Origin of the sequence: Vibrio sp. 16 (genome assembly GCF_963681195.1) — a bacterium.
GTDB lineage: Bacteria > Pseudomonadota > Gammaproteobacteria > Enterobacterales > Vibrionaceae > Vibrio > Vibrio sinaloensis_D.
This window is the reverse complement of record NZ_OY808997.1, coordinates 234,344-253,507: the sequence shown is the minus strand read 5'-3', so window position 1 is coordinate 253,507 and position 19,164 is coordinate 234,344. Positions and strand designations below refer to the sequence as shown.

At 46.0% G+C, this 19,164-nt stretch carries 19 protein-coding genes and 1 tRNA gene; 11 read left to right on the top strand and 9 right to left on the bottom strand.

Translation table 11 applies throughout. From position 1 onward, the window contains the following. The first annotated feature begins 29 nt into the window (after positions 1 to 29). Positions 30 to 899 (top strand): TraB/GumN family protein, encoded by an 870-nt coding sequence (locus U9J37_RS01135; RefSeq protein ID WP_005476721.1) that lies wholly within the window; start codon positions 30 to 32, stop codon positions 897 to 899. Positions 900 to 1,178: 279 nt separating this feature from the next. On the opposite strand, the gene U9J37_RS01130 is transcribed toward U9J37_RS01135, so the two are convergent. Further along, positions 1,179 to 1,255 (bottom strand) — tRNA-Pro (locus U9J37_RS01130). A 265-nt stretch (positions 1,256 to 1,520) separates the two neighbouring features. Here U9J37_RS01130 and U9J37_RS01125 point away from each other — a divergent pair. From U9J37_RS01125 to rluF, 3 genes are all read left to right on the top strand, one after another. Then, on the top strand, positions 1,521 to 1,661 hold the full coding sequence (locus U9J37_RS01125) for a DUF3149 domain-containing protein (protein ID WP_005476401.1): 141 nt from the start codon (positions 1,521 to 1,523) through the stop codon (positions 1,659 to 1,661). 157 nt (positions 1,662 to 1,818) lie between these two features. Then, positions 1,819 to 2,400: a DNA endonuclease SmrA gene (gene smrA, locus U9J37_RS01120; protein ID WP_005476430.1), complete on the top strand. Its 582-nt coding sequence runs from the start codon at positions 1,819 to 1,821 to the stop codon at positions 2,398 to 2,400. Between the two features lie 94 nt (positions 2,401 to 2,494). Next, positions 2,495 to 3,532, top strand: coding sequence for a 23S rRNA pseudouridine(2604) synthase RluF (gene rluF / locus U9J37_RS01115; protein ID WP_005476428.1), 1,038 nt, complete (start codon positions 2,495 to 2,497; stop codon positions 3,530 to 3,532). Between the two features lie 60 nt (positions 3,533 to 3,592). Here rluF and upp read toward each other — a convergent pair whose 3' ends face one another. Next, positions 3,593 to 4,219 carry a uracil phosphoribosyltransferase gene (upp, locus tag U9J37_RS01110; RefSeq protein ID WP_038140072.1) on the bottom strand — a complete coding sequence of 209 codons (627 nt, stop codon included), beginning with the start codon at positions 4,217 to 4,219 and terminating at the stop codon, positions 3,593 to 3,595. Between the two features lie 178 nt (positions 4,220 to 4,397). On the opposite strand from upp, the gene purM reads away from it, so the two are divergent. The 5 genes from purM (at position 4,398) to U9J37_RS01085 (ending at position 7,349) form a co-directional block, all read left to right on the top strand. Then, on the top strand, positions 4,398 to 5,438 hold the full coding sequence (gene purM, locus U9J37_RS01105; protein ID WP_005476400.1) for a phosphoribosylformylglycinamidine cyclo-ligase: 1,041 nt from the start codon (positions 4,398 to 4,400) through the stop codon (positions 5,436 to 5,438). Between the two features lie 2 nt (positions 5,439 to 5,440). After that, positions 5,441 to 6,085, top strand: a complete 645-nt coding sequence (gene purN, locus U9J37_RS01100; protein ID WP_005476405.1) for a phosphoribosylglycinamide formyltransferase — start codon at positions 5,441 to 5,443, stop codon at positions 6,083 to 6,085. A 103-nt stretch (positions 6,086 to 6,188) separates the two neighbouring features. Continuing rightward, complete coding sequence (locus U9J37_RS01095; RefSeq protein WP_005476410.1) at positions 6,189 to 6,845, top strand: tellurite resistance TerB family protein; 657 nt, start codon at positions 6,189 to 6,191, stop codon at positions 6,843 to 6,845. 106 nt (positions 6,846 to 6,951) lie between these two features. After that, a complete protein-coding gene (locus U9J37_RS01090) occupies positions 6,952 to 7,158 on the top strand; it encodes a YaeP family protein (protein ID WP_005476399.1) in 207 nt (68 codons plus the stop codon). Beyond that, entirely contained in the window at positions 7,158 to 7,349 is a 192-nt protein-coding gene (locus U9J37_RS01085; RefSeq protein WP_005476406.1) for a DUF4250 domain-containing protein, read from the top strand. Before U9J37_RS01090 ends, U9J37_RS01085 begins: the two co-directional genes overlap by 1 nt. 72 nt (positions 7,350 to 7,421) lie before the next feature. Here U9J37_RS01085 and U9J37_RS01080 read toward each other — a convergent pair whose 3' ends face one another. Beyond that, a complete protein-coding gene (locus U9J37_RS01080; RefSeq protein ID WP_005476429.1) occupies positions 7,422 to 7,748 on the bottom strand; it encodes a DUF3622 domain-containing protein in 327 nt (108 codons plus the stop codon). Positions 7,749 to 7,957: 209 nt separating this feature from the next. After that, on the bottom strand, positions 7,958 to 11,854 hold the full coding sequence (gene purL / locus U9J37_RS01075) for a phosphoribosylformylglycinamidine synthase (RefSeq protein ID WP_005476419.1): 3,897 nt from the start codon (positions 11,852 to 11,854) through the stop codon (positions 7,958 to 7,960). A gap of 350 nt (positions 11,855 to 12,204) precedes the next feature. On the opposite strand from purL, the gene mltF reads away from it, so the two are divergent. Then, the gene (mltF, locus tag U9J37_RS01070) at positions 12,205 to 13,734 is read left to right on the top strand and encodes a membrane-bound lytic murein transglycosylase MltF (RefSeq protein ID WP_043887481.1); all 1,530 of its coding nucleotides are present in this window, start codon (positions 12,205 to 12,207) and stop codon (positions 13,732 to 13,734) included. Between the two features lie 210 nt (positions 13,735 to 13,944). Then, positions 13,945 to 14,082 (top strand): hypothetical protein, encoded by a 138-nt coding sequence (locus U9J37_RS01065; RefSeq protein ID WP_005476415.1) that lies wholly within the window; start codon positions 13,945 to 13,947, stop codon positions 14,080 to 14,082. Positions 14,083 to 14,131: 49 nt separating this feature from the next. Here the strand turns inward: U9J37_RS01065 and tadA are convergent, their stop codons facing one another. The 5 genes from tadA to U9J37_RS01040 all read right to left on the bottom strand — a co-directional run bounded on the left by tadA (position 14,132) and on the right by U9J37_RS01040 (position 19,163). After that, positions 14,132 to 14,695 carry a tRNA adenosine(34) deaminase TadA gene (gene tadA, locus U9J37_RS01060; protein ID WP_005476413.1) on the bottom strand — a complete coding sequence of 188 codons (564 nt, stop codon included), beginning with the start codon at positions 14,693 to 14,695 and terminating at the stop codon, positions 14,132 to 14,134. Between the two features lie 253 nt (positions 14,696 to 14,948). Beyond that, a complete protein-coding gene (locus U9J37_RS01055) occupies positions 14,949 to 16,508 on the bottom strand; it encodes an AbgT family transporter (RefSeq protein ID WP_005476408.1) in 1,560 nt (519 codons plus the stop codon). Positions 16,509 to 16,779: 271 nt separating this feature from the next. Beyond that, complete coding sequence (locus tag U9J37_RS01050; RefSeq protein ID WP_005476409.1) at positions 16,780 to 17,211, bottom strand: type IV pilus modification PilV family protein; 432 nt, start codon at positions 17,209 to 17,211, stop codon at positions 16,780 to 16,782. Beyond that, positions 17,201 to 18,526: a hypothetical protein gene (locus U9J37_RS01045; RefSeq protein ID WP_005476392.1), complete on the bottom strand. Its 1,326-nt coding sequence runs from the start codon at positions 18,524 to 18,526 to the stop codon at positions 17,201 to 17,203. The genes U9J37_RS01050 and U9J37_RS01045 overlap by 11 nt, the downstream gene beginning before the upstream one ends. Before the next feature lies 1 nt (position 18,527). Beyond that, entirely contained in the window at positions 18,528 to 19,163 is a 636-nt protein-coding gene (locus U9J37_RS01040; RefSeq protein WP_039624197.1) for a PilW family protein, read from the bottom strand. Between the last annotated feature and the right edge of the window lies 1 nt (position 19,164).

Here is a 19,164-nt window from a genome sequence, read left to right as displayed (position 1 = left end):
ACAATTTTTCAGTAAAGGCTGTATCTCATATGCGAATTCTCATCGCCACGCTGGCTGGCTTACTAACTAGCCCCGCATTGGTAGCCGAACCGCTTTTTTGGCAAGCGAACAAAGGCGCGCTCACCTACTACATATTCGGTTCAGTCCATGTCGGAGATGAGAGTATGTACCCTCTCCCCAATAAAGTGACAAATAAGCTTCAGGAGAGCGATGGGTTGATTATTGAAGCCGATATTCGAAATACACAAGGGATCAGTTATCCACCCATCACCCTTTTGAGCAAAGATGTCCTAACGAACAAACATAAGGATGAGTTGAAGGGCATCGCGACTTTGCTCGAATTGAACTCCGACCAATTACTCAACTCACCGCCATGGGCAGCCGCCTTGGCTATTCAGATGAAACAAATTGAGTACTTAGGCTATCAAGCCGAGAAGGGAGTCGACACGCACTTGATGGACAAGGCATCGTTAAGAGATACGCCTATCATCAGCCTAGAAAGCCTTCAGTCGCAAATCGATTTGCTGACAGGGCAAGCTCAATCAGGGAAAGAACTACTCGTAAGTGCGATTGAAGAGTTTGACCACTCTGAAGACGCAACTCGCTGCTTGATTAAAAGTTGGCAAGCGGGTGACTTAGATAAATTAATCGAGTTTTCCTCTCTTACGGAAATGTCACCAGAGTTTGAACAGTCATTTTTAATAGATCGTAATCTAAATTGGGTGAAGCAGTTGGCCAGTCCTGATTGGTCTAAAGGCAATAAAGGCTCTTACATGATGGTCGTGGGTACACTACACCTCATTGGTGAGCACAGTGTGATTGAGTTACTCAAACAAGATGGCTTTGCGGTAAAACAACTTTCAGAGAGTAAACAGGCATTTTGTGAGTTTCAGTATTAGTCCCGCAGGTCTCCCGCCAGTTCGTTAGCCTGCTACGAAAGCACGCTCTCTTAATGTGGTTAGTGAAGAGACATTCTTTGAACATCAGGCGAACCCACCTCGGCTCGAATCTCTAAACCACAAATGCAAAAAGTGCCCTACATTTCTGTAGAGCACTTCTTTAAATATGACCGCTGAAGAGCCAGATTCTAATTTCAGACGAACCCCACTCGGGTTCTAATCCTATTTCCTATGCTCTAAAACGAGGAAAGCCTGCTATAAAAGCAGGCTTTCTTAATGTGGTCGGTGAAGAGGGATTCGAACCCCCGACCCTCTGGTCCCAAACCAGATGCGCTACCAAGCTGCGCTATTCACCGAGATGTGTCTTCGAGCTCATTGCCCGTCAACGAGAGCGTATATTACGGATTCTCGAAGCTAACGCAACCCCTATCGATTAACTTTTTCAAATTATTAGTTTGTTTGACTAAAACAACATCAACGGGCCACAAACTGTGAGCAAAAACACACCAACAAAAACAAAGCTGCAACCTAATAACAACATTTGATCCAGATCAGTGTTGCATAATTAACCAGAGTTTACGGTATCTCCTGTCATCTCACTTTGTACTCGATGGAGGAACTATGGACTTTTGGCTTGATCTCCTATTTGGTAATGCGGTAGGTCTATCTTCAATGATTGTGATCTTTGGCGCCTTAGGTCTAATGCTATTCTATGGCGGTTTCATCATCTACAAAGTGATGAACGACAAATCTCCTCACTAGAATCGCTTAGCCCTATTCACAGAATAGATATTCGCTATGCACCGAAGTAGATACATTGTCTGCTTCGGTTTTTTATTTTTTGCTCAGTCAAATAGTGATCATCCTATGCGGCCAAAGGTATAATGTCGGTATTGATTTCCTACCCTGAGATATCACTATGTCTCACGATGACGATTTCGCCCTCTTTCAACAAATGATGGGCAACGTAAAACCTATCCATAACGATACAGCAGAGCTAAAGAAACAACATAAAGTATCTGAAGCTCAACTTGCCAAGCGTGAAGCCGCTATTTGGTTGACCGAAGAGGATCCAGAATACCTCTCAATCGATCACGCTGAAATGCTCAAGCCTGACGACATTATCGAGTTTAAGCGAGATGGCGTACAAGACGGCGTCTATAAAAAACTGCGTCTAGCAAAGTACCCTATTCAAGCCAGACTAGATCTACACAAACGGACCCTAGAGCAAGCGCGAGATGAAGTCGTCAAGTTTTTAAAGCAATGTATGCGGCTGGACATCCGCACCGTGGTCATTGTTCATGGCAAGGGTGAACGCTCTAATCCACCAGCCCTTATGAAAAGTTTCGTCGCACAATGGCTGATGCAAATCAAAGAGGTGCAATGTGTTCACAGTGCCCAACGCTTTCATGGTGGCACTGGAGCGGTGTACGTTTTGTTACGAAAAAGCGCTGAGAAAAAGATTGAGACACGTGAGCGACATCAAAAACGATTGGGTTAACGCCCCTGCGGTGCTAGAATGCGCGCCCTCAATGTGCTGATGTTTTCATCAGCACTTTTTATTAACCGCCGTTGTGAAACGTTAGGAGAACAACATGTCACAAGATAATGCAAAACGCCTCAATAAGTTCATCAGCGAAACGGGCTTTTGCTCTCGCCGAGAAGCTGATCGATTGATTGAGCAAGGTCGCGTCACCATCAATGGTCAAGTTCCTGAAATGGGGACAAAAGTGATGCCAGGAGACGATGTTCGCGTCGATGATAAACCAATCAACGCGGTCACTGATAAGCCTGTCTACATTGCGCTAAACAAACCAACAGGTATTACCTGCACCACGGAGCGCGATATTCCGGGCAATATCGTTGATTTCGTTGGCCATAAAAAACGCATTTTCCCTATTGGTCGCCTTGATAAGCCTTCAGACGGTCTTATCTTTCTGACCAACGATGGTGATATCGTTAACAAAATACTTCGTGCTGGTAATAACCACGAAAAAGAGTATGTGGTTCGAGTCGATAAACCAATCAGCGATGACTTCATCAAGAAAATGTCTTCGGGCGTGAATATTCTCGATACCATCACCTTGCCGTGTAAAGTGACCAAAGAGACCAAGTTTTCATTCCGTATAGTTCTAACTCAAGGCCTCAACCGTCAAATTCGCCGCATGTGTGAAGCCTTGGGCTATGAAGTATTCAAACTTCGCCGTGTGCGTATTATGAATATCTCTCTTGATGGTATTCCGAATGGCCAATGGCGCTACTTAACAGATGCGGAAGTGGCTGAAATTCTTGCCATGTGTGAAGGCTCAAGTAACACTGAAGAAGCTTCAAAGATCGATGCTAAAGGTAAACGTATTCGCAAAGCGACAGACGCTAAACTGTTTGATAGCCGAGAAGAAAACCAAGACTCGACCGCTCGTCGCAACCAGAAACAACGAACCTTCAAAGGCCGTAACGCGGATGAATTCCGTCACGCACCGAACTCTAAGAAAGGTCGCCACAGCGGTAAGCAAAGTGAGTTTAAAGGTAAGCCAGGTGGCAATAAAGGGAAGACCTTCCATAAGCCTGCGTCTGAGAATAGTCAACGCCCTAGCAAGCCAAAGCGCGGCGGCACATTAAGTCTGAAGAAATAATTAGCAAACGAAAAGGGAGCCAACAATCGGCTCCCTTTTTAAATCATAGCTATCGACAACTTATAGCGTACCGAAGATTTTATCGCCTGCGTCACCAAGACCAGGGACGATGTAGCCTTTATCGTTTAGCTTCTCATCGATCGCAGCAGTGAATAGCTCAACATCTGGGTGTGCTTTTTCTAACGCTTCGATACCTTCAGGAGCAGAAACTAAAACGAGAACTTTAATCGCTTTACAACCTTTCTCTTTAAGTAGGTCGATAGTAGCGATCATTGAACCACCTGTCGCTAGCATAGGGTCAACAACAAGCGCAATACGCTCATCCATGTTAGACGCTAGCTTGTTGAAGTATGGTACTGGCTCAAGTGTTTCTTCATCACGGTAAATACCAACAACGCTGATACGAGCACTTGGCATGTGCTCAAGAACACCATCCATCATACCCAAACCTGCACGTAGGATAGGCACAACGGTTACCTTTTTACCTTTGATTTGGTCAACTTCAACAGGACCATTCCAACCTTCAATGGTTACTTTTTCCGTTTCAAAGTCTGCAGTCGCTTCGTACGTTAGTAGGCTACCAACTTCTGTGGCTAGCTCGCGAAAGCGCTTCGTGCTGATGTCACCTTCTCTCATTAGACCTAGTTTGTGCTTAACAAGAGGGTGTTTTACTTCAACAACTTTCATTTCCATCTCCGGCTTATGTGGTGATTTTTAAACAAACCTTCAGATTATAAACGATTTCGTTCTCAATTTCTTGCGTAAAGACAAAAGAAAAAACTCACGCAAACGTTTGCTATATGGGTTTATCCGCTGTTAGAATAGCGCCGTTTTCATATCCAACTTAAAAACCGAGGACTTCCCTGTGAGTGCTGATAACACATCTCTTAGCTATAAAGACGCTGGCGTAGATATCGATGCAGGCAACGCGCTTGTTGACCGTATTAAAGGTGCTGTAAAACGCACACGTCGCCCAGAAGTAATGGGTGGTATTGGTGGTTTTGGCGCATTGTGTGAACTGCCAACAAAATACAAACAACCTGTGTTGGTATCAGGTACTGATGGCGTAGGAACCAAACTTCGCCTCGCTTTGGATATGAACAAGCACGACACAATCGGCGTTGACCTTGTTGCTATGTGTGTGAACGATCTTATTGTTCAAGGCGCGGAGCCTCTATTTTTCCTAGATTACTACGCTACGGGCAAACTCGACGTTGACACCGCAGCAGACGTTGTCTCTGGCATCGCTGATGGTTGTATTCAGGCAGGTTGTGCGCTAATTGGTGGTGAAACCGCTGAAATGCCAGGCATGTACGAAGGCGAAGACTACGACGTCGCTGGCTTCTGTGTCGGCGTGGTAGAAAAAGAAGACGTGATCGACGGCACCAAAGTTGCTGCTGGCGATGCGCTTATCGCGGTCGGCTCAAGTGGTCCACACTCAAACGGTTACTCATTAATCCGTAAGATCCTTGAAGTATCTGGCGCAGACAAAAACGAAGAGCTAGCAGGTCGCACAATCGGCGAGCACCTACTAGAACCAACCAAGATTTACATCAAATCAGCACTGAAAATGATTGAGAAACACGACATTCACGCGATTTCTCACATCACAGGTGGTGGTTTCTGGGAAAACATCCCGCGCGTACTTCCTGAAGGTACTAAAGCGGTTGTTGATGGTAACAGCTGGGAATGGCCAATCATCTTCAAATGGCTACAAGAGAAAGGCAACGTAACGACTCACGAAATGTATCGCACATTCAACTGTGGTGTTGGCCTAGTGATTGCTCTTCCGAAAGATCAAGCTGATGCAGCGGTTGAACTTCTAAATGCAGAAGGTGAAAACGCTTGGGTAATCGGTGAGATCGCTTCTGCTGAAGCCGGCGAAGAACAAGTAGAGATCAAATAAGCATGAAGAGTATCGTTGTTTTAGTTTCAGGAAACGGTTCTAACCTACAAGCAATTATTGATGCTTGCAGCAAAGACATTACTAACGGTCGTGTCACGGCGGTCTTTTCCAACAAAGCGAATGTCTTTGCCTTAGAGCGAGCAGAAAAAGCAGGGGCAGCCGCTCACTTCCTTGATCCTAAAGCTTTCGATACTCGTGACGCGTTTGATAAAGAGCTCATGAAGCAGATCGACGAATATCAACCTGATGTCGTTGTACTTGCTGGCTATATGCGTATTCTGAGCGGTGAGTTTGTTCGTCACTACCAAGGACGTATGATCAATATTCACCCTTCTCTTCTGCCCAAATACCCTGGCTTAAATACCTATCAGCGTGCCATTCATGCTGGTGATGAAGAGCATGGCACCAGTGTTCACTTCGTAACAGAGCAACTTGATGGCGGCCCTGTCATCCTACAAGCTAAAGTGCCAATTTTCGATGAGGATACGGTCGAAACATTAACTGAACGCGTACAAACTCAAGAGCACAGAATCTACCCACTGGTCGTAAAATGGCTAGTGGAAGAGCGCTTAGTAATGAAAGATGAAAAGGAAGCCTACCTTGATGGAGAGCTTCTGGGTATTCATGGCTACGCTGCCCAAGAGTAATTTGGTTTTCAATCCATTTGGCGAGCTTTCATGCTCGCCTTTTTTTCATCTCTCGTTCATCTTGGGTTAGGTAAATTCAGATTGAACGCATAGGAGAATAGTCATGGATTTAAAAAGTTTACTCAATCAAGCACTCAACTCAGATATAGTCCAGCAAGGTCAAAAACAACTCAAACAGCAATCCAGCTCAGGTACGCTCAAATCACTTGGAGCTGGAGCAGTTGGCGGCGGATTAGTGAACCTTCTGATGGGCTCCAAGAAGAGCAAGAAGCTTGGCAAAAAAATGAGGGTCAATGCGTTAAAAATTGGAGGTGTCGCTGCACTTGGCGCACTGGCCTATAAGGTATACAACGACTCTCAAACCAATCAGGCCTCTCCTGAACCTCAAAATGAGTTTCGCGAAGATGATCCAATACATAGTGAACTCATCTTAAAAGCCATGATCGCAGCTGCAAAAGCTGACGGCCATGTAGACACACAAGAAATGGAGCGCATCGAGAACGCACTCAAAGAGTCGGGAGTTGGCCACCAACTTCAAAGCATTATCCACAATGAGCTGAATAAACCACTCGACCCAAATGAAGTCGCACGTTTAGCCGCGACACCACAGCAAGCCGCTGAAATTTACCTCGCCTCCTTGATAGTGATAGACGAGCAGAACTTTATGGAAAAAGCCTATTTGCAAGAGCTTGCTAAACAAATGCAACTGGCGCCAGAAGTTATCAACCAGCTTGAGGCACAACTGCGTATTGAGCAATAATTGGTCGACAGCCTCTTGGTCTTGCGCTAGAACAACCTTAGCTTTTGAGTTTGTTCAGACGAGTGTGTATATTTGAGAGCAGTTATCATTTATTGGAGAATTAGCCATGCAAGTATACGGCTGTTGTGAATTGGTTCGTGAGCTGTACGCTCAGATCGGTAGTGGCGATCAAGCTTATGTCCCTCAGGCAATATCTTGTGCAGTACGAGCACTAAATGACATCGCTGCGGATGACTCTTTACCAAAGGAAGCCAGAGAAAAAGCCGCTTTCGCTGCTGCTAATCTACTTATCTCGGACTTCGAGGATAAGTAATGAACTTAGCCAACTTTGAAACGATGGATCCTATCATGTTGATGAGCATCGTGAACATGAAACTACGTGATGACTTTGGTGGTGATCTGGACAAACTCGCTGCTTACTTCGATATCGACAAAGCGGCGCTTGAAGCAAAATTAGCGACCGCTGGCTTTGACTTCCTACCTGATGCTGGCCAATTCCGATAATAAGAATCCACTATTCTGTTACAAAAAAACCGCCCCGTTTGAGGCGGTTTTTCTTTAAGACAATCTAGACGATTACTCTTCGTCAAACATCTCTTCTTCACGGGCTGCTTTTGCCGCAAGGTAACGAGATTTTTTGTCAGCCGCTTCTTGAGCTAGACGCGCTTCGCGTTCTTCACGCTCTTTGCGAGCTTCGCCTTTACGCTCATTCCGCGCGGCTTGGTTTTTGATGAAACCCGCTAACTCTTTTTCTGCCCATTCTTGAGCTGCAGCTTCTGTTTCAAAACCTGACTCACGTTTTGATACTGTCGTCTTACGTGATGTAACTTGGCGAGTAATTTCTGCACACCAACCGTTACGTTTTTCAGTAGTACGGATGGCAAATTTTCTATTTTTAGACATTTTTCATTCCTAAGGGATTAATCAGGGATTCGGTCAACTTGATCACTCCATCTAAGCTGAGCTGTTTAACACCATCCCTTGGTAAGCGCGGTATTAGAGCATAAAAGTGAGATCTATGCTGCAAATTTTTCGTCGTATTGTACCAAAAATAAAGCGCTGGTCTCTCAACCAGCGCTTTACTATTTTTGTGAACCTTCGACTAAATCAAGTTAACCTAAGTTCTTACGTGCGTTTTGGAACATACGCATCCAAGCACCGTTCTCGCCCCAACCTTCTGGAGACCATGAGTTAGCCACTGTACGGAATACACGCTCTGGGTGTGGCATCATGATAGTTACGCGGCCATCTTGAGTCGTAAGACCTGTGATTGCGTTTGGTGAACCGTTCGGGTTGTTCGGGTATTGCTGCGTTGGGTTACCGTGGTTGTCCACGTAGCGAACCGCAACCGTACCTGATGCTTCAATCGCCGCTAGGTGGTCAGCGTCACGAACTTCTACGCGACCTTCACCGTGAGATACTGCGATTGGCATACGAGAACCTGCCATACCATCGAAGAATACAGAGTCAGACTTCTGAACTTCTACTAGGCTGAAGCGAGCTTCAAAACGCTCAGACTCATTGCGAACGAAGCGTGGCCATAGGTCTGCACCTGGAATTAGCTCTTTCAGGTTCGATAGCATCTGACAGCCGTTACACACACCTAGAGAGAACGTATCTTCACGCTGGAAGAAGCCTTCAAACTGGTTGCGAGCTTGTTCGTTGAACAAGATAGATTTCGCCCAACCTTCACCGGCACCTAGAACGTCACCGTAAGAGAAGCCACCACAAGCTACTAGACCTTGGTACTCTTCTAGCACAGCTTGACCGGTTAGGATATCGCTCATGTGAATATCAGTTGCTTCAAAGCCAGCACGGTCGAATGCTGCTGCCATCTCAACGTGAGAGTTAACACCCTGCTCACGTAAGATTGCCATCTTAGGCTTAGCGCCTTTCGCGATATATGGTGCGGCAATATCTTCGTTCACATCGAAGCTTAGCTTAACGTTCAGACCTGGGTCAGAGTTGTCTTTCTTAGCTTCGTGCTCTTGGTCAGCACATGCTGGGTTATCACGTAGACCTTGCATCTTGTGCGTAGTCTCAGCCCAGATTGTACGTAGTTCAGTACGGTTACGCTCTAGAACGACTGTGTCACCAGAAGTAATCACTAGCTCATCAGATGCTTCTACAGAGCCAATAACGTGTGAACATGCTTCAAGACCGTTTGCTGCTAGCGTTGAAAGTACAGCGTCCAGGTCATCATTCTTAACCTGAAGTACCGCACCTAGCTCTTCGTTAAATAGAGAGGCTAGAGCATCGTCACCTAGGTCAGCAATATCTGCTTTCACACCACAGTGACCTGCGAATGCCATTTCAGCTAGAGTAACGAATAGACCACCGTCACCCTTATCGTGATAAGCCACTACTTGATCGTTCGCTACAAGAGTTTGAACGCCGTCGTAGAAACCTTTTAGTTGCGCTGCGTTGTCTACGTCTGCTGGCTTGTCACCAAGCTGTTTGTAAACCTGCGCTAGTGCTGTTGCACCTAGACGATTTTGACCGTTACCTAGGTCAATAAGTACTAGTGACGTGTCACCTTTGTCAGTGCGAAGCTGAGGAGTGATTGTCTTACGAACATCTTCAACACGAGCAAACGCAGTGATGATCAGAGATAGCGGAGACGTGACTTCTTTCTGCTCGCCATTCTCTTCCCACTTAGTCTTCATCGACATTGAGTCTTTACCCACAGGGATAGTCAGACCAAGTGCTGGACATAGCTCTTCACCCACGGCTTTCACTGCTTCGTAAAGACCAGCATCTTCACCCGGGTGACCTGCTGGAGACATCCAGTTTGCAGACAGTTTAATGTGTTTGATATCACCGATGTTTGTCGCGGCGATGTTAGTGATCGCTTCACCCACCGCTAGACGAGCAGAAGCACCGAAGTCTAGTAGAGCAACTGGCGTACGCTCACCCATTGACATAGCCTCACCGTGGTAAGTGTCGTAACTTGCTGCTGTTACTGCGCAGTTAGCAACTGGAACCTGCCACGGGCCAACCATTTGGTCACGCGCAACAAGACCAGTCACCGTGCGGTCACCGATAGTGATTAGGAATGTTTTTTCTGCAACCGTTGGAAGACGTAGAACGCGATCCACTGCTTCGTTTAGCTCGATACCGTCACGGTTAACCGCTGGGTTGTTTGCTTTTAGCGTTTTCGCATCACGGTGCATCTTAGGCGTCTTACCTAGAAGCACATCCATTGGCATGTCGATTGGCGTGTTCTCGAAGTGTGAATCTTCAAGTTTCAGTTCACGCTCTTCTGTTGCCACACCAACTACTGCGTATGGTGCGCGCTCACGCTTACAGATCGCATCGAATACTTCCATATTCTCTGGCGCAACTGCCATTACGTAACGCTCTTGAGATTCGTTACACCAGATCTCAAGTGGGCTCATGCCCGGCTCGTCATTTGGCACGTCACGCAGTTGGAAGATACCACCACGTTCGCCATCATCAACAAGCTCTGGAAGTGCGTTAGAGATACCGCCCGCGCCCACATCGTGGATGAACGCAATTGGGTTAGCATCGCCAAGTTGCCAACAACGGTCGATCACTTCCTGACAACGACGCTCCATCTCTGGGTTTTCACGCTGTACTGAAGCGAAATCTAGGTCTTCTGCTGATTGACCAGATGCCATTGAAGAAGCTGCACCACCGCCAAGACCGATGTTCATTGCAGGACCACCCAATACGATTAGGCTTGCGCCGACTGGGATCTCTTTCTTCTGCACGTGCTCGTCGCGGATGTTACCCATACCACCAGCAATCATGATTGGCTTGTGGTAACCACGAACCTCAACACCGGCGTGAGAGTTTACTTTCTCTTCATAAGTTCGGAAGTAACCAAGTAGGTTTGGACGACCAAATTCGTTGTTGAACGCCGCGCCACCAAGTGGGCCTTCTAGCATGATATCTAGGGCGTTAACGATGCGACCTGGCTTACCGAAATCTGTTTCCCATGGCTGTTCAAAACCAGGAATACGTAGGTTTGAAGTGGTGAAACCAACTAGACCTGCTTTTGGCTTACCACCGATACCCGTTGCGCCTTCGTCACGAATTTCACCGCCTGAACCAGTCGAAGCGCCCGGCCAAGGAGAGATCGCTGTCGGGTGGTTGTGCGTTTCCACCTTCATTAGGATATGCGCTTTCTCTTGGCTGTAACCGTACTGGCGAGTTTCTGGGTTCGGGAAGAAACGACCTACATCAGAGCCCACCATGACTGCTGCGTTATCTTTATAGGCAGATAACACATTGTCTGGTGTTACTTCGAATGTATTTTTGATCATCTTGAACAGAGACTTCTCTTGCTTAACACCGTCGATAGTCCAGTCTGCGTTGAAGATCTTGTGACGACAGTGCTCCGAGTTCGCCTGTGCAAACATCATTAGCTCGATGTCTGTTGGGTTACGATCTAGCTTGTTTACGAACGCATCGTAAAGGTACTCGATTTCATCATCTGCAAGTGCAAGACCGAGGGTAACGTTTGCGTTTTCAAGCGCAGCACGACCACCATTGAGTAGGTCTACATCTGCTACTGGCGCTGGCTCTGCTACTTGGAAAAGTGCCGCTGCTGAATCGAAGTCAGTGAAGATAACTTCCATCATACGGTCGTGCAGAATCGCTTTAAGCTCAACCAGTTGAAGCTCTGAAAGTTCAGAGGATGTTTCGATGTAGTAAGCAGTACCGCGCTCTAGGCGTACCACTTTGGCTAAACCACAGTTGTTGGCGATATCGGTCGATTTTGAAGACCAAGGAGAAATAGTGCCCGGGCGAGGAGTTGCGAGCAGAAGCAAACCTTCTGGCTCATGCTCTTCAATTGTTGGACCGTAAGTCAGTAGTTTTTCAAGTTTCTCAACTTCTTGATCATCTAGCTCTGCTGAAAGTTCAGCAAAATGGGCAAACTCAGCGTAAATGCCTGTGACAGGCAGGCTAAGTTCACGACAAAGCTCTAGAAGCTTGTTAACACGAAATTCAGATAGAGCTGGGGAGCCACGAAAAATTCTCATGTGCTTAGGTCTCTTATGCAATTGATGAAGGTGATATTGGAATAAATTCAGTGGGTTAAATGTCACACAAGGCTAATTCACCTTATGCTATTCACTGTTTTCTTCGAAGCTATTCCCGAAGGTTTTCCAAACCTATGCCGATTCCACCTCTTGGTTGCGGGCGCATTATATAGCAATTGTTTTTGTGATGTAACACCAAAAGCAACCGTTTGCGTCATTTTTTTTGTCAATTTTGAAATACAACATAATTCCGAAATTAAGATCACTTCTCCCGAAGCCACACTGATTATCTTGCCTTGTTATGACACTTTGATATAAATGCCCTACTGGATGTACGAGATTGTCATTAAATGAATAAGAATTACCTGTCCCGACTGCACACGTTAGCTACTGTGCTGCTTGGGGGGCTCCTACTATCAGGCTGTCAAATTGAGTCAGAACCTAAGAGTGAACTGGAGCAAATTAAAGAGCGCGGCGTGCTAAGGGTTGGAACATTAAACAACCAACTCTCTTACTATATTGGTCCTGATGGCCCCGCTGGACTTGACTATGAGTTAGCTCGAGAGTTTGCCAATGAGCTCGGCGTGCAGCTCGAGATGAAGCCTGCCTATCGTATTTCAAGCCTCTATCCTGCCCTACGAAACGGCGAAATCGATATTATTGCGGCTGGGTTAAGCCAATCGCCGGAAAGATTGAAAGCGTTTAGACCAGGCCCCGCTTACTATTACGTGAGCCAACAGGTGGTCTATAAAAAGGGTCAATGGCGACCACGTAACTTAGAACAGTTACTCGAACTGCAATCCGAGTTAGAACAAAGTAATGACAACGAACCGGTTATTCAAATTGTGGGAGATTCACATTTCAACCAAACCTTGGCGGCCATCCAACAAGAGCACCCACAATTTATTTATAAAGTCGACCCAAACGCAGACGTTAACGACCTGCTCAAAAAGGTCTCTGAAGGAGATTTGCAATTTACGGTTGCGGACTCTGTTGAAGTTTCACTCTCTCAACGTATCTATCCTGAGATTGCATTAGCCTTTGAGCTAACAGAAGATCAGCCGACTTCTTGGTTTCTGCGTCGCTCCCAAGATGAGAGTCTCTACGCCTTACTTATTGAGTTTTTTGGCTATATCAAACAATCAGGGCACTTGGCATCACTTGAAGAGAAGTACATCGGTCATGTCGACTCATTTGACTACGTGGATACTCGCGCGTTCATTCGTGCTCTCGATTCTAAGCTGCCTAAATGGTCACCACTGTTTAAAAAGTATTCCGATGAATTTGATTGGCGTTTAGTTGCAGCACTCGCCTACCAAGAGTCGCATTGGAATCCATTGGCGAAATCTCCTACCGGTGTCCGCGGCATGATGATGCTAACACTGCCAACTGCAAAAAGTGTTGGTGTTACCGATCGTTTAGACCCAGAGCAATCCGTGAAAGGTGGTGTAGAGTATTTACGCCGTATGGTTGCACGTATCCCCGACTCCATTGAAGAACATGAAAAAATCTGGTTTGCTCTCGCATCCTACAACGTAGGCTACGGTCACGTTATGGACGCAAGACGCCTAACCAAGCGGCAAGGTGGAAATCCAGACGCTTGGTCAGACGTAAAAGACCGCCTACCGTTACTGCGTCAGAAAAAGTACTACAGCCAGACTCGCTACGGTTACGCTCGCGGTGATGAGGCGCGTAACTATGTCGAAAACATTCGTCGCTACTATCAAAGCATCATTGGTCATGTTGAGAAACAGACATTGGCGGAAGACAATGACAACGTTGATGACTTGACCGTTATTCAAGTGCCGGATCAAGTTACCTCACAAGCGCAACCTCTTTCTGCAGCTGAATCAACCGTTGACCAGTTAGAAGCTGACTAGCTTCACCCTCAAGCGCGCAATTTTTGAACAAAGATTGCGCACTTGAAATCCTCCACTGCAACCCATACATAATATCGTGTGCTCGATCACTTGCGAAGTTTCTTAAAATGGTAACAATTGGCGAGTATAAAACCGATACGATCAGATAATCATGAACATTCATCAATGAATGTCAGTAATATTGTATTCACTCATAGAGGAGGTTGTTCTATGACTAGACGTAAACTACAGTCAAAACGCCTTAACAAAACCGTTGCTGCTAACCGCCGTAAACGCTTGCTTAGCAATAACAAGAAAAAGGTGATCGCACGTCACCGAGCATTCATGCAACTCATCTGTGCAGCGTAACACCAAGGAGCAAACATCTTGTCGATAAGATGTTTGCTTAAAACGACTATTATGATTTCTTTCGTCCCTTCTTCGCTTCATTCACCTGCTGAGCACGTGTTGCTTTACGCTCTGTCTTTTTCTCCTTGCGACGACGTTTGAAAAAGGACTGAAGTTGTACTCGGCATTCCTCCTCCAAAAGCCCCTGCTCTACATCTGCATAGTGATAAGCCGCTTGATGTTCAAAAAGGTTTAATACCGTTCCTGCAGCGCCAGCCTTCAAATCTGGTGCGCCAAACACAACACGCTTGACACGACTGTGCAACAACGCGCCCGCACACATAGGACAAGGCTCAAGCGTTACGTAAAGGGTGGTATCCAGCAATCGATAGTTCTCAAGTACTTGACCCGCTTTTCTGATGGTCTGCATTTCGGCATGCGCGGTGGCATCATGACAACCAATAGACTGGTTCCAGCCCTCTGCGATGATTTCACCATCTTTCACAAGCACGGCACCGACCGGGACTTCACCTTCAGTTTCCGCATGTGCTGCAAGTTCCATTGCGCGGCGCATATATTGTTCGTCTTGAGGGGTAAACTGGGAATCTGACACTGGGGCTCCAAAATCTAGCATAAATGCTGTGGGCCACGATTTTACCCTTAACCCACCAAGAGTAAAAGCGCACTGAATGGGCGAAAATACAAACAAAAAAACGCTGGCCTCTCGACCAGCGCTTTCGAATTACCAATACCTAAATAGTTGGTGTTGTTGCTAGGCAACAAGCAAGTTCAGCCCTATGAGCATAGAGGCTCTATGTGATTAGGGCGGCCGGCGCTCCGGGGAACTTGCGCAGTTAACAACGCTACAGCGCCAAATATGACGGTATTTACATAGTGTAAGTGTATGGCGCTTGGATACCTAGTGGAATACCCAGTGCCCAATATGCTACTAGGAAGATAGACCAGCCAATAAGCATTGCAATTGAGAATGGCATCATCAGTGACGCCAAAGTACCGATACCCGTCGACTTCACGTAACGCTGACAGTAAACAACCACTAGAGGGAAGAAGACCATCAGAGGTGAAATGATGTTTGATACAGAGTCACCCACACGGTATGCCGCTTGAGACAGTTCTGGAGAAATGCCTACAGCCATTAGCATAGGAACTAGGATTGGACCGATAAGTGCCCACTTCGCTGATGCAGAACCAATTAGCAGGTTTACAGAAGCCGTTAGAAGAATCATACCAATGATGGTCGCTTCACCCGGTAAGTTCATCGCTTTCAGACCTTCCGCACCGTATAGCGCTAGCATGGTACCAATGTTTGATTGTGCAAACGCAGAAAGGAACTGAGCACAGAAGAACGACATTACGATGTAAGCCCCCATCGTCGACATGGTGTCAGACATGGCCTTGATGATGTCGTTGCTTGTTTTGAATGTGCCCGAAACTTTACCGTAAACGTAACCTGGGATGATAAATAGAATGAAGATCAATGGAACGATTGACTTCATTAGCGGTGCTGAGAACGCTGTAATTTCGCCTTCCGGAGAACGTAGTGCTGAGTTTTCAGGGATGATTGCTGCGATCAAAACAGCAATACCTGCCATCATCGCCCAACCCGCGTAACGGAATGCTTTCGATTCTAGTTCAGTGAAAGAGCCAAGATCAGGCGCTTTTTCTGCGTCTTCATCGATTGGCGTGTTCGCTAAACGTGGCTCGATAATTTTCTCAGTGACGTACCAACCGATAGCAACGATGATGACTGAAGATAGACCCGTAAAGAAGATGTTCGCTAGAGGGTTAACCACGTACTCAGGATCCAGAACCTGCGCCGCTGTTTGCGTAAAGCCAGCTAGTAGAGGGTCGATACCTGAAGGGATGAAGTTTGCAGAGAAACCACCTGATACACCCGCAAACGCCGCTGCGATACCCGCTAGAGGGTGACGACCTGCCGCGTGGAAAATGATACCACCAAGAGGAATAACCAATACGTAACCCGCATCTGCTGCGGTGTGCGATACGATTGCGACAAGAATTAGCATTGGCGTAAGCAGCTTAGCTGGCGTGAAGTTCAGCATCTTCTTAAGGCCTGTAGTAATAAAGCCTGAAGAATCAGCAACGCCCACACCTAGCATCGCAACTAGAACGATACCTAAAGGTGCAAAGCCGGTGAACGTAGTCACCATATTCGCTAGGAAGCTTGCTAGAGATTCGCCAGTTAAAAGGTTGTTGATTGCAAGCGCTTCACCTGTGCGAGGGTTTAGCAGATCAAACGAAACGTTTGAAAGGAGAGCAGACGCCGCCCAAGTAATAACAAGAGCCCAGAAAAACAAAATTGCAGGATCTGGGATCTTATTACCTGCGCGTTCAATAAAGTTTAAAAAGCGATCCATACCACTCGGCTTATTGGATGGCGCTTGATTTACAGCTTGGTTACTCATGGTAACTCCATAGTGTGATGTTGTTGCCTCAGGCTTCTGGTTATTCTTTTTTCAGCCTATGATTCACCACACATTCTATTAAATAGGCTCATAAAAAGCACAAGGTTCTAGAGTTTTTTCCATATATGGAGACATATTTTGCAAAAACACCATTAACGTGCAACAAAATAAGAACACAACCCGATCAGGTTATGAAACAATTTAAATACTATTTTGAAAAATATAACGCACGCTTGTTAGTAAAAAATCACAACACCGTCTAGATATACAACTAGTTACTGTCGAACTCGCTATATTGTGAGATTGCACTCTTTAACGTCACGGATTGTTTGTCACCGAATCGGTCCCACCAGCACACTTCAACGGTCACTACACTCAGCGCGTTACTCAAGCTGGCAAAAGGGGAGACGTCACATTGGGTTATAAATCCGGAGGCTTTCGTAGAGCATAAACTTGAACTCACGCAGCTATCATCTGCTATATCAGAGTAACGGTATGACCCAGAAGCAGAAGAGATCCCCCTGCGCGTAAAAGACTCAAGTTTGTTTTCTGCAAGATAAAGCGCTTCAAGGCTCAGCTCTGCAAAATCGGCTTTGGACTCAGCCACTGCCTGCAACTTGATGAGCCCCATCGCTCCTACCCCTATCAATACAAAAGCGATCAACACTTCGATTAAACTGGCGCCCCGCTGCTTACAAATCATGCCATGATCCTCTGTACCATTTCACCACTTTGAATTTTTTTGACGGCCCCTCTATAACATCTCGATTGAAAGTAAAGTTAAGGGATGCATTGAACAAAGCATAAGTCCCAGGCGCATCCATCACATAGCCACCACTTGGATTAAAGGCTCCGTTTTGGAAGTAGCCAATTTTCTCTTTGGGCATTATTACCGTCGACCCCAAAGCTGAAATCACCCCTTCTAAAACACTACTTCCTCCTCCGGCACTCGTGTCATTTTCGGTGAGAGGCCAATCGCTAAAGTCCAACACTTGACCGCTGCTGTCGGTAAACTCATCGGAAACAAAATGGTATAACATTCCCTTAAATGCTTGAGAGCCTGTAACGGACAATATACCGTTATGAATCACTAGTATGATTCCGCTACTCAAATGGGTGTCAATTGCCGTGCTGATTATGTCGAAGTCTGCATCATTAATTTCACACCCACCGTACACCCAAATAGTGTCTTTGCCCTGCTCGATATTCTTTTTAATCTCTTCCGCACATTGAGTATTAAAGGTTGGGGAGCCCAGGTCTTCCACTTTTGTTAACGTTTCGCCATTCAATGTATAGGGCACATAGCCGAAAAGGCTTTTATCTGACATTAATGGAAACCACTCGGCTCTTGGGACGTTAAACACGTCTCGAAATGGGTCCATATCGGTATCTTTCTTAAAGTCTTCCGCCGTATCTGCTAAGTCCAATACCGACCATGAGTGATTAGCTGGCGAGCATTTTTGGAAATTTGGATTAATGCTGTCAGGAAAAGTCGCATAGGGCTTGATTGTCTCAAAGGGGTGGAAAGTGTTATATCCGGTTTTTGCATGAAAATAATTAAAGTATCGTACAGAGGTACACTCCCAAAGATTTGAACCCAAGCTTTTACCTGGGTCTGGGGAAGATGTGTAGGCACCATTGATAACTAAATCAGACTTTGAGCGAATGGCTCCTGTACTGGAAACAATCGGTGAAACAAAAGCTTTTTTTAAGGTGATATAACCACTCTTGGAATGAATGACATTTGGGGTGCCGCCAACAATATTAAGAGAATCTAAATTCAATAGATTTTTGCAATCGGAAACGGAGGCAGGAACAGCATTCAACTGTTTTGCTTTGGTATAAACACACTCCAACCCTCCCTCTGCCGCCCAGTGATCTTTGCGCGCTTGAACTTCATTTTGTGCACGCTTCACTTGGTAAAACAGTCCTTTGTAGCTCCCTAAAACCACAAGTAGTGAGGCAACTAACAGCAAACTAGTAATAAGAAGCGTCGCTAAACCTCGATCTTTCTGCATATCACCAGTTCCTTTGTTTTGTCGTAAACGAGAGTGACTTGGTATAAGTTGGCGCATTCTTTAGTGAGGTTTGAAGCTCTACGGTCACCATTGCTGACGAAATATTGCTTCCCGGTAACTCAACTAAAGTGAGATTAAATCCATCAACCTTAATGCGATCTTTATGAAATAGGGTGTTGCAGTTGTAGCCCACTCTTCCAGGAAAGTCTTGAGCATCCAACACTGACATCACCGTCGATTGTTTTTTTTCACATATGCGCAATACATCATTTGCGCCAGAGGTCTGCTCATACACGACATTTGAGTAGGTATAAGAAGCACCTGAGACTTCGGCAACATACGCATAAGCGAGCAGTCCCGTTGTGGCCGAATTTTCAACGTAAAAAGTATGATCCGCGCCAGATAGCTTGACCAAGTTTGGGGAGACGCCATTGTACCCAGCACGATGCATGTCCAATTTCATCATCTGCAGTACGCTATTGGTTGACTGTAATAAAGTGAGCTCTTGCGTTCGCTTAGTCGCCGTTTTGTAGCCGCTTAAAAACATCGAACCTATGATGCCCAACGCGAAAACACCGATGGTCGCAGCAACCATAAACTCAATAAGACTCGCCCCTCTCTCCTTCGACAACTTCATA

Bases quoted from the DNA above. Each gene is read 5' to 3' on its own strand.
- U9J37_RS01135 (WP_005476721.1), top strand. From the start codon at position 30: ATGCGAATTCTCATCGCCACGCTGGCTGGCTTACTAACTAGCCCCGCA.
- U9J37_RS01125 (WP_005476401.1), top strand. From the start codon at position 1,521: ATGGACTTTTGGCTTGATCTCCTATTTGGTAATGCGGTAGGTCTATCT.
- smrA (WP_005476430.1), top strand. From the start codon at position 1,819: ATGTCTCACGATGACGATTTCGCCCTCTTTCAACAAATGATGGGCAAC.
- rluF (WP_005476428.1), top strand. From the start codon at position 2,495: ATGTCACAAGATAATGCAAAACGCCTCAATAAGTTCATCAGCGAAACG.
- upp (WP_038140072.1), bottom strand. From the start codon at position 4,219: ATGAAAGTTGTTGAAGTAAAACACCCTCTTGTTAAGCACAAACTAGGT.
- purN (WP_005476405.1), top strand. From the start codon at position 5,441: ATGAAGAGTATCGTTGTTTTAGTTTCAGGAAACGGTTCTAACCTACAA.
- U9J37_RS01095 (WP_005476410.1), top strand. From the start codon at position 6,189: ATGGATTTAAAAAGTTTACTCAATCAAGCACTCAACTCAGATATAGTC.
- U9J37_RS01090 (WP_005476399.1), top strand. From the start codon at position 6,952: ATGCAAGTATACGGCTGTTGTGAATTGGTTCGTGAGCTGTACGCTCAG.
- U9J37_RS01085 (WP_005476406.1), top strand. From the start codon at position 7,158: ATGAACTTAGCCAACTTTGAAACGATGGATCCTATCATGTTGATGAGC.
- U9J37_RS01080 (WP_005476429.1), bottom strand. From the start codon at position 7,748: ATGTCTAAAAATAGAAAATTTGCCATCCGTACTACTGAAAAACGTAAC.
- purL (WP_005476419.1), bottom strand. From the start codon at position 11,854: ATGAGAATTTTTCGTGGCTCCCCAGCTCTATCTGAATTTCGTGTTAAC.
- mltF (WP_043887481.1), top strand. From the start codon at position 12,205: ATGAATAAGAATTACCTGTCCCGACTGCACACGTTAGCTACTGTGCTG.
- U9J37_RS01065 (WP_005476415.1), top strand. From the start codon at position 13,945: ATGACTAGACGTAAACTACAGTCAAAACGCCTTAACAAAACCGTTGCT.
- tadA (WP_005476413.1), bottom strand. From the start codon at position 14,695: ATGCTAGATTTTGGAGCCCCAGTGTCAGATTCCCAGTTTACCCCTCAA.
- U9J37_RS01055 (WP_005476408.1), bottom strand. From the start codon at position 16,508: ATGAGTAACCAAGCTGTAAATCAAGCGCCATCCAATAAGCCGAGTGGT.
- U9J37_RS01050 (WP_005476409.1), bottom strand. From the start codon at position 17,211: ATGATTTGTAAGCAGCGGGGCGCCAGTTTAATCGAAGTGTTGATCGCT.
- U9J37_RS01045 (WP_005476392.1), bottom strand. From the start codon at position 18,526: ATGCAGAAAGATCGAGGTTTAGCGACGCTTCTTATTACTAGTTTGCTG.
- U9J37_RS01040 (WP_039624197.1), bottom strand. From the start codon at position 19,163: ATGAAGTTGTCGAAGGAGAGAGGGGCGAGTCTTATTGAGTTTATGGTT.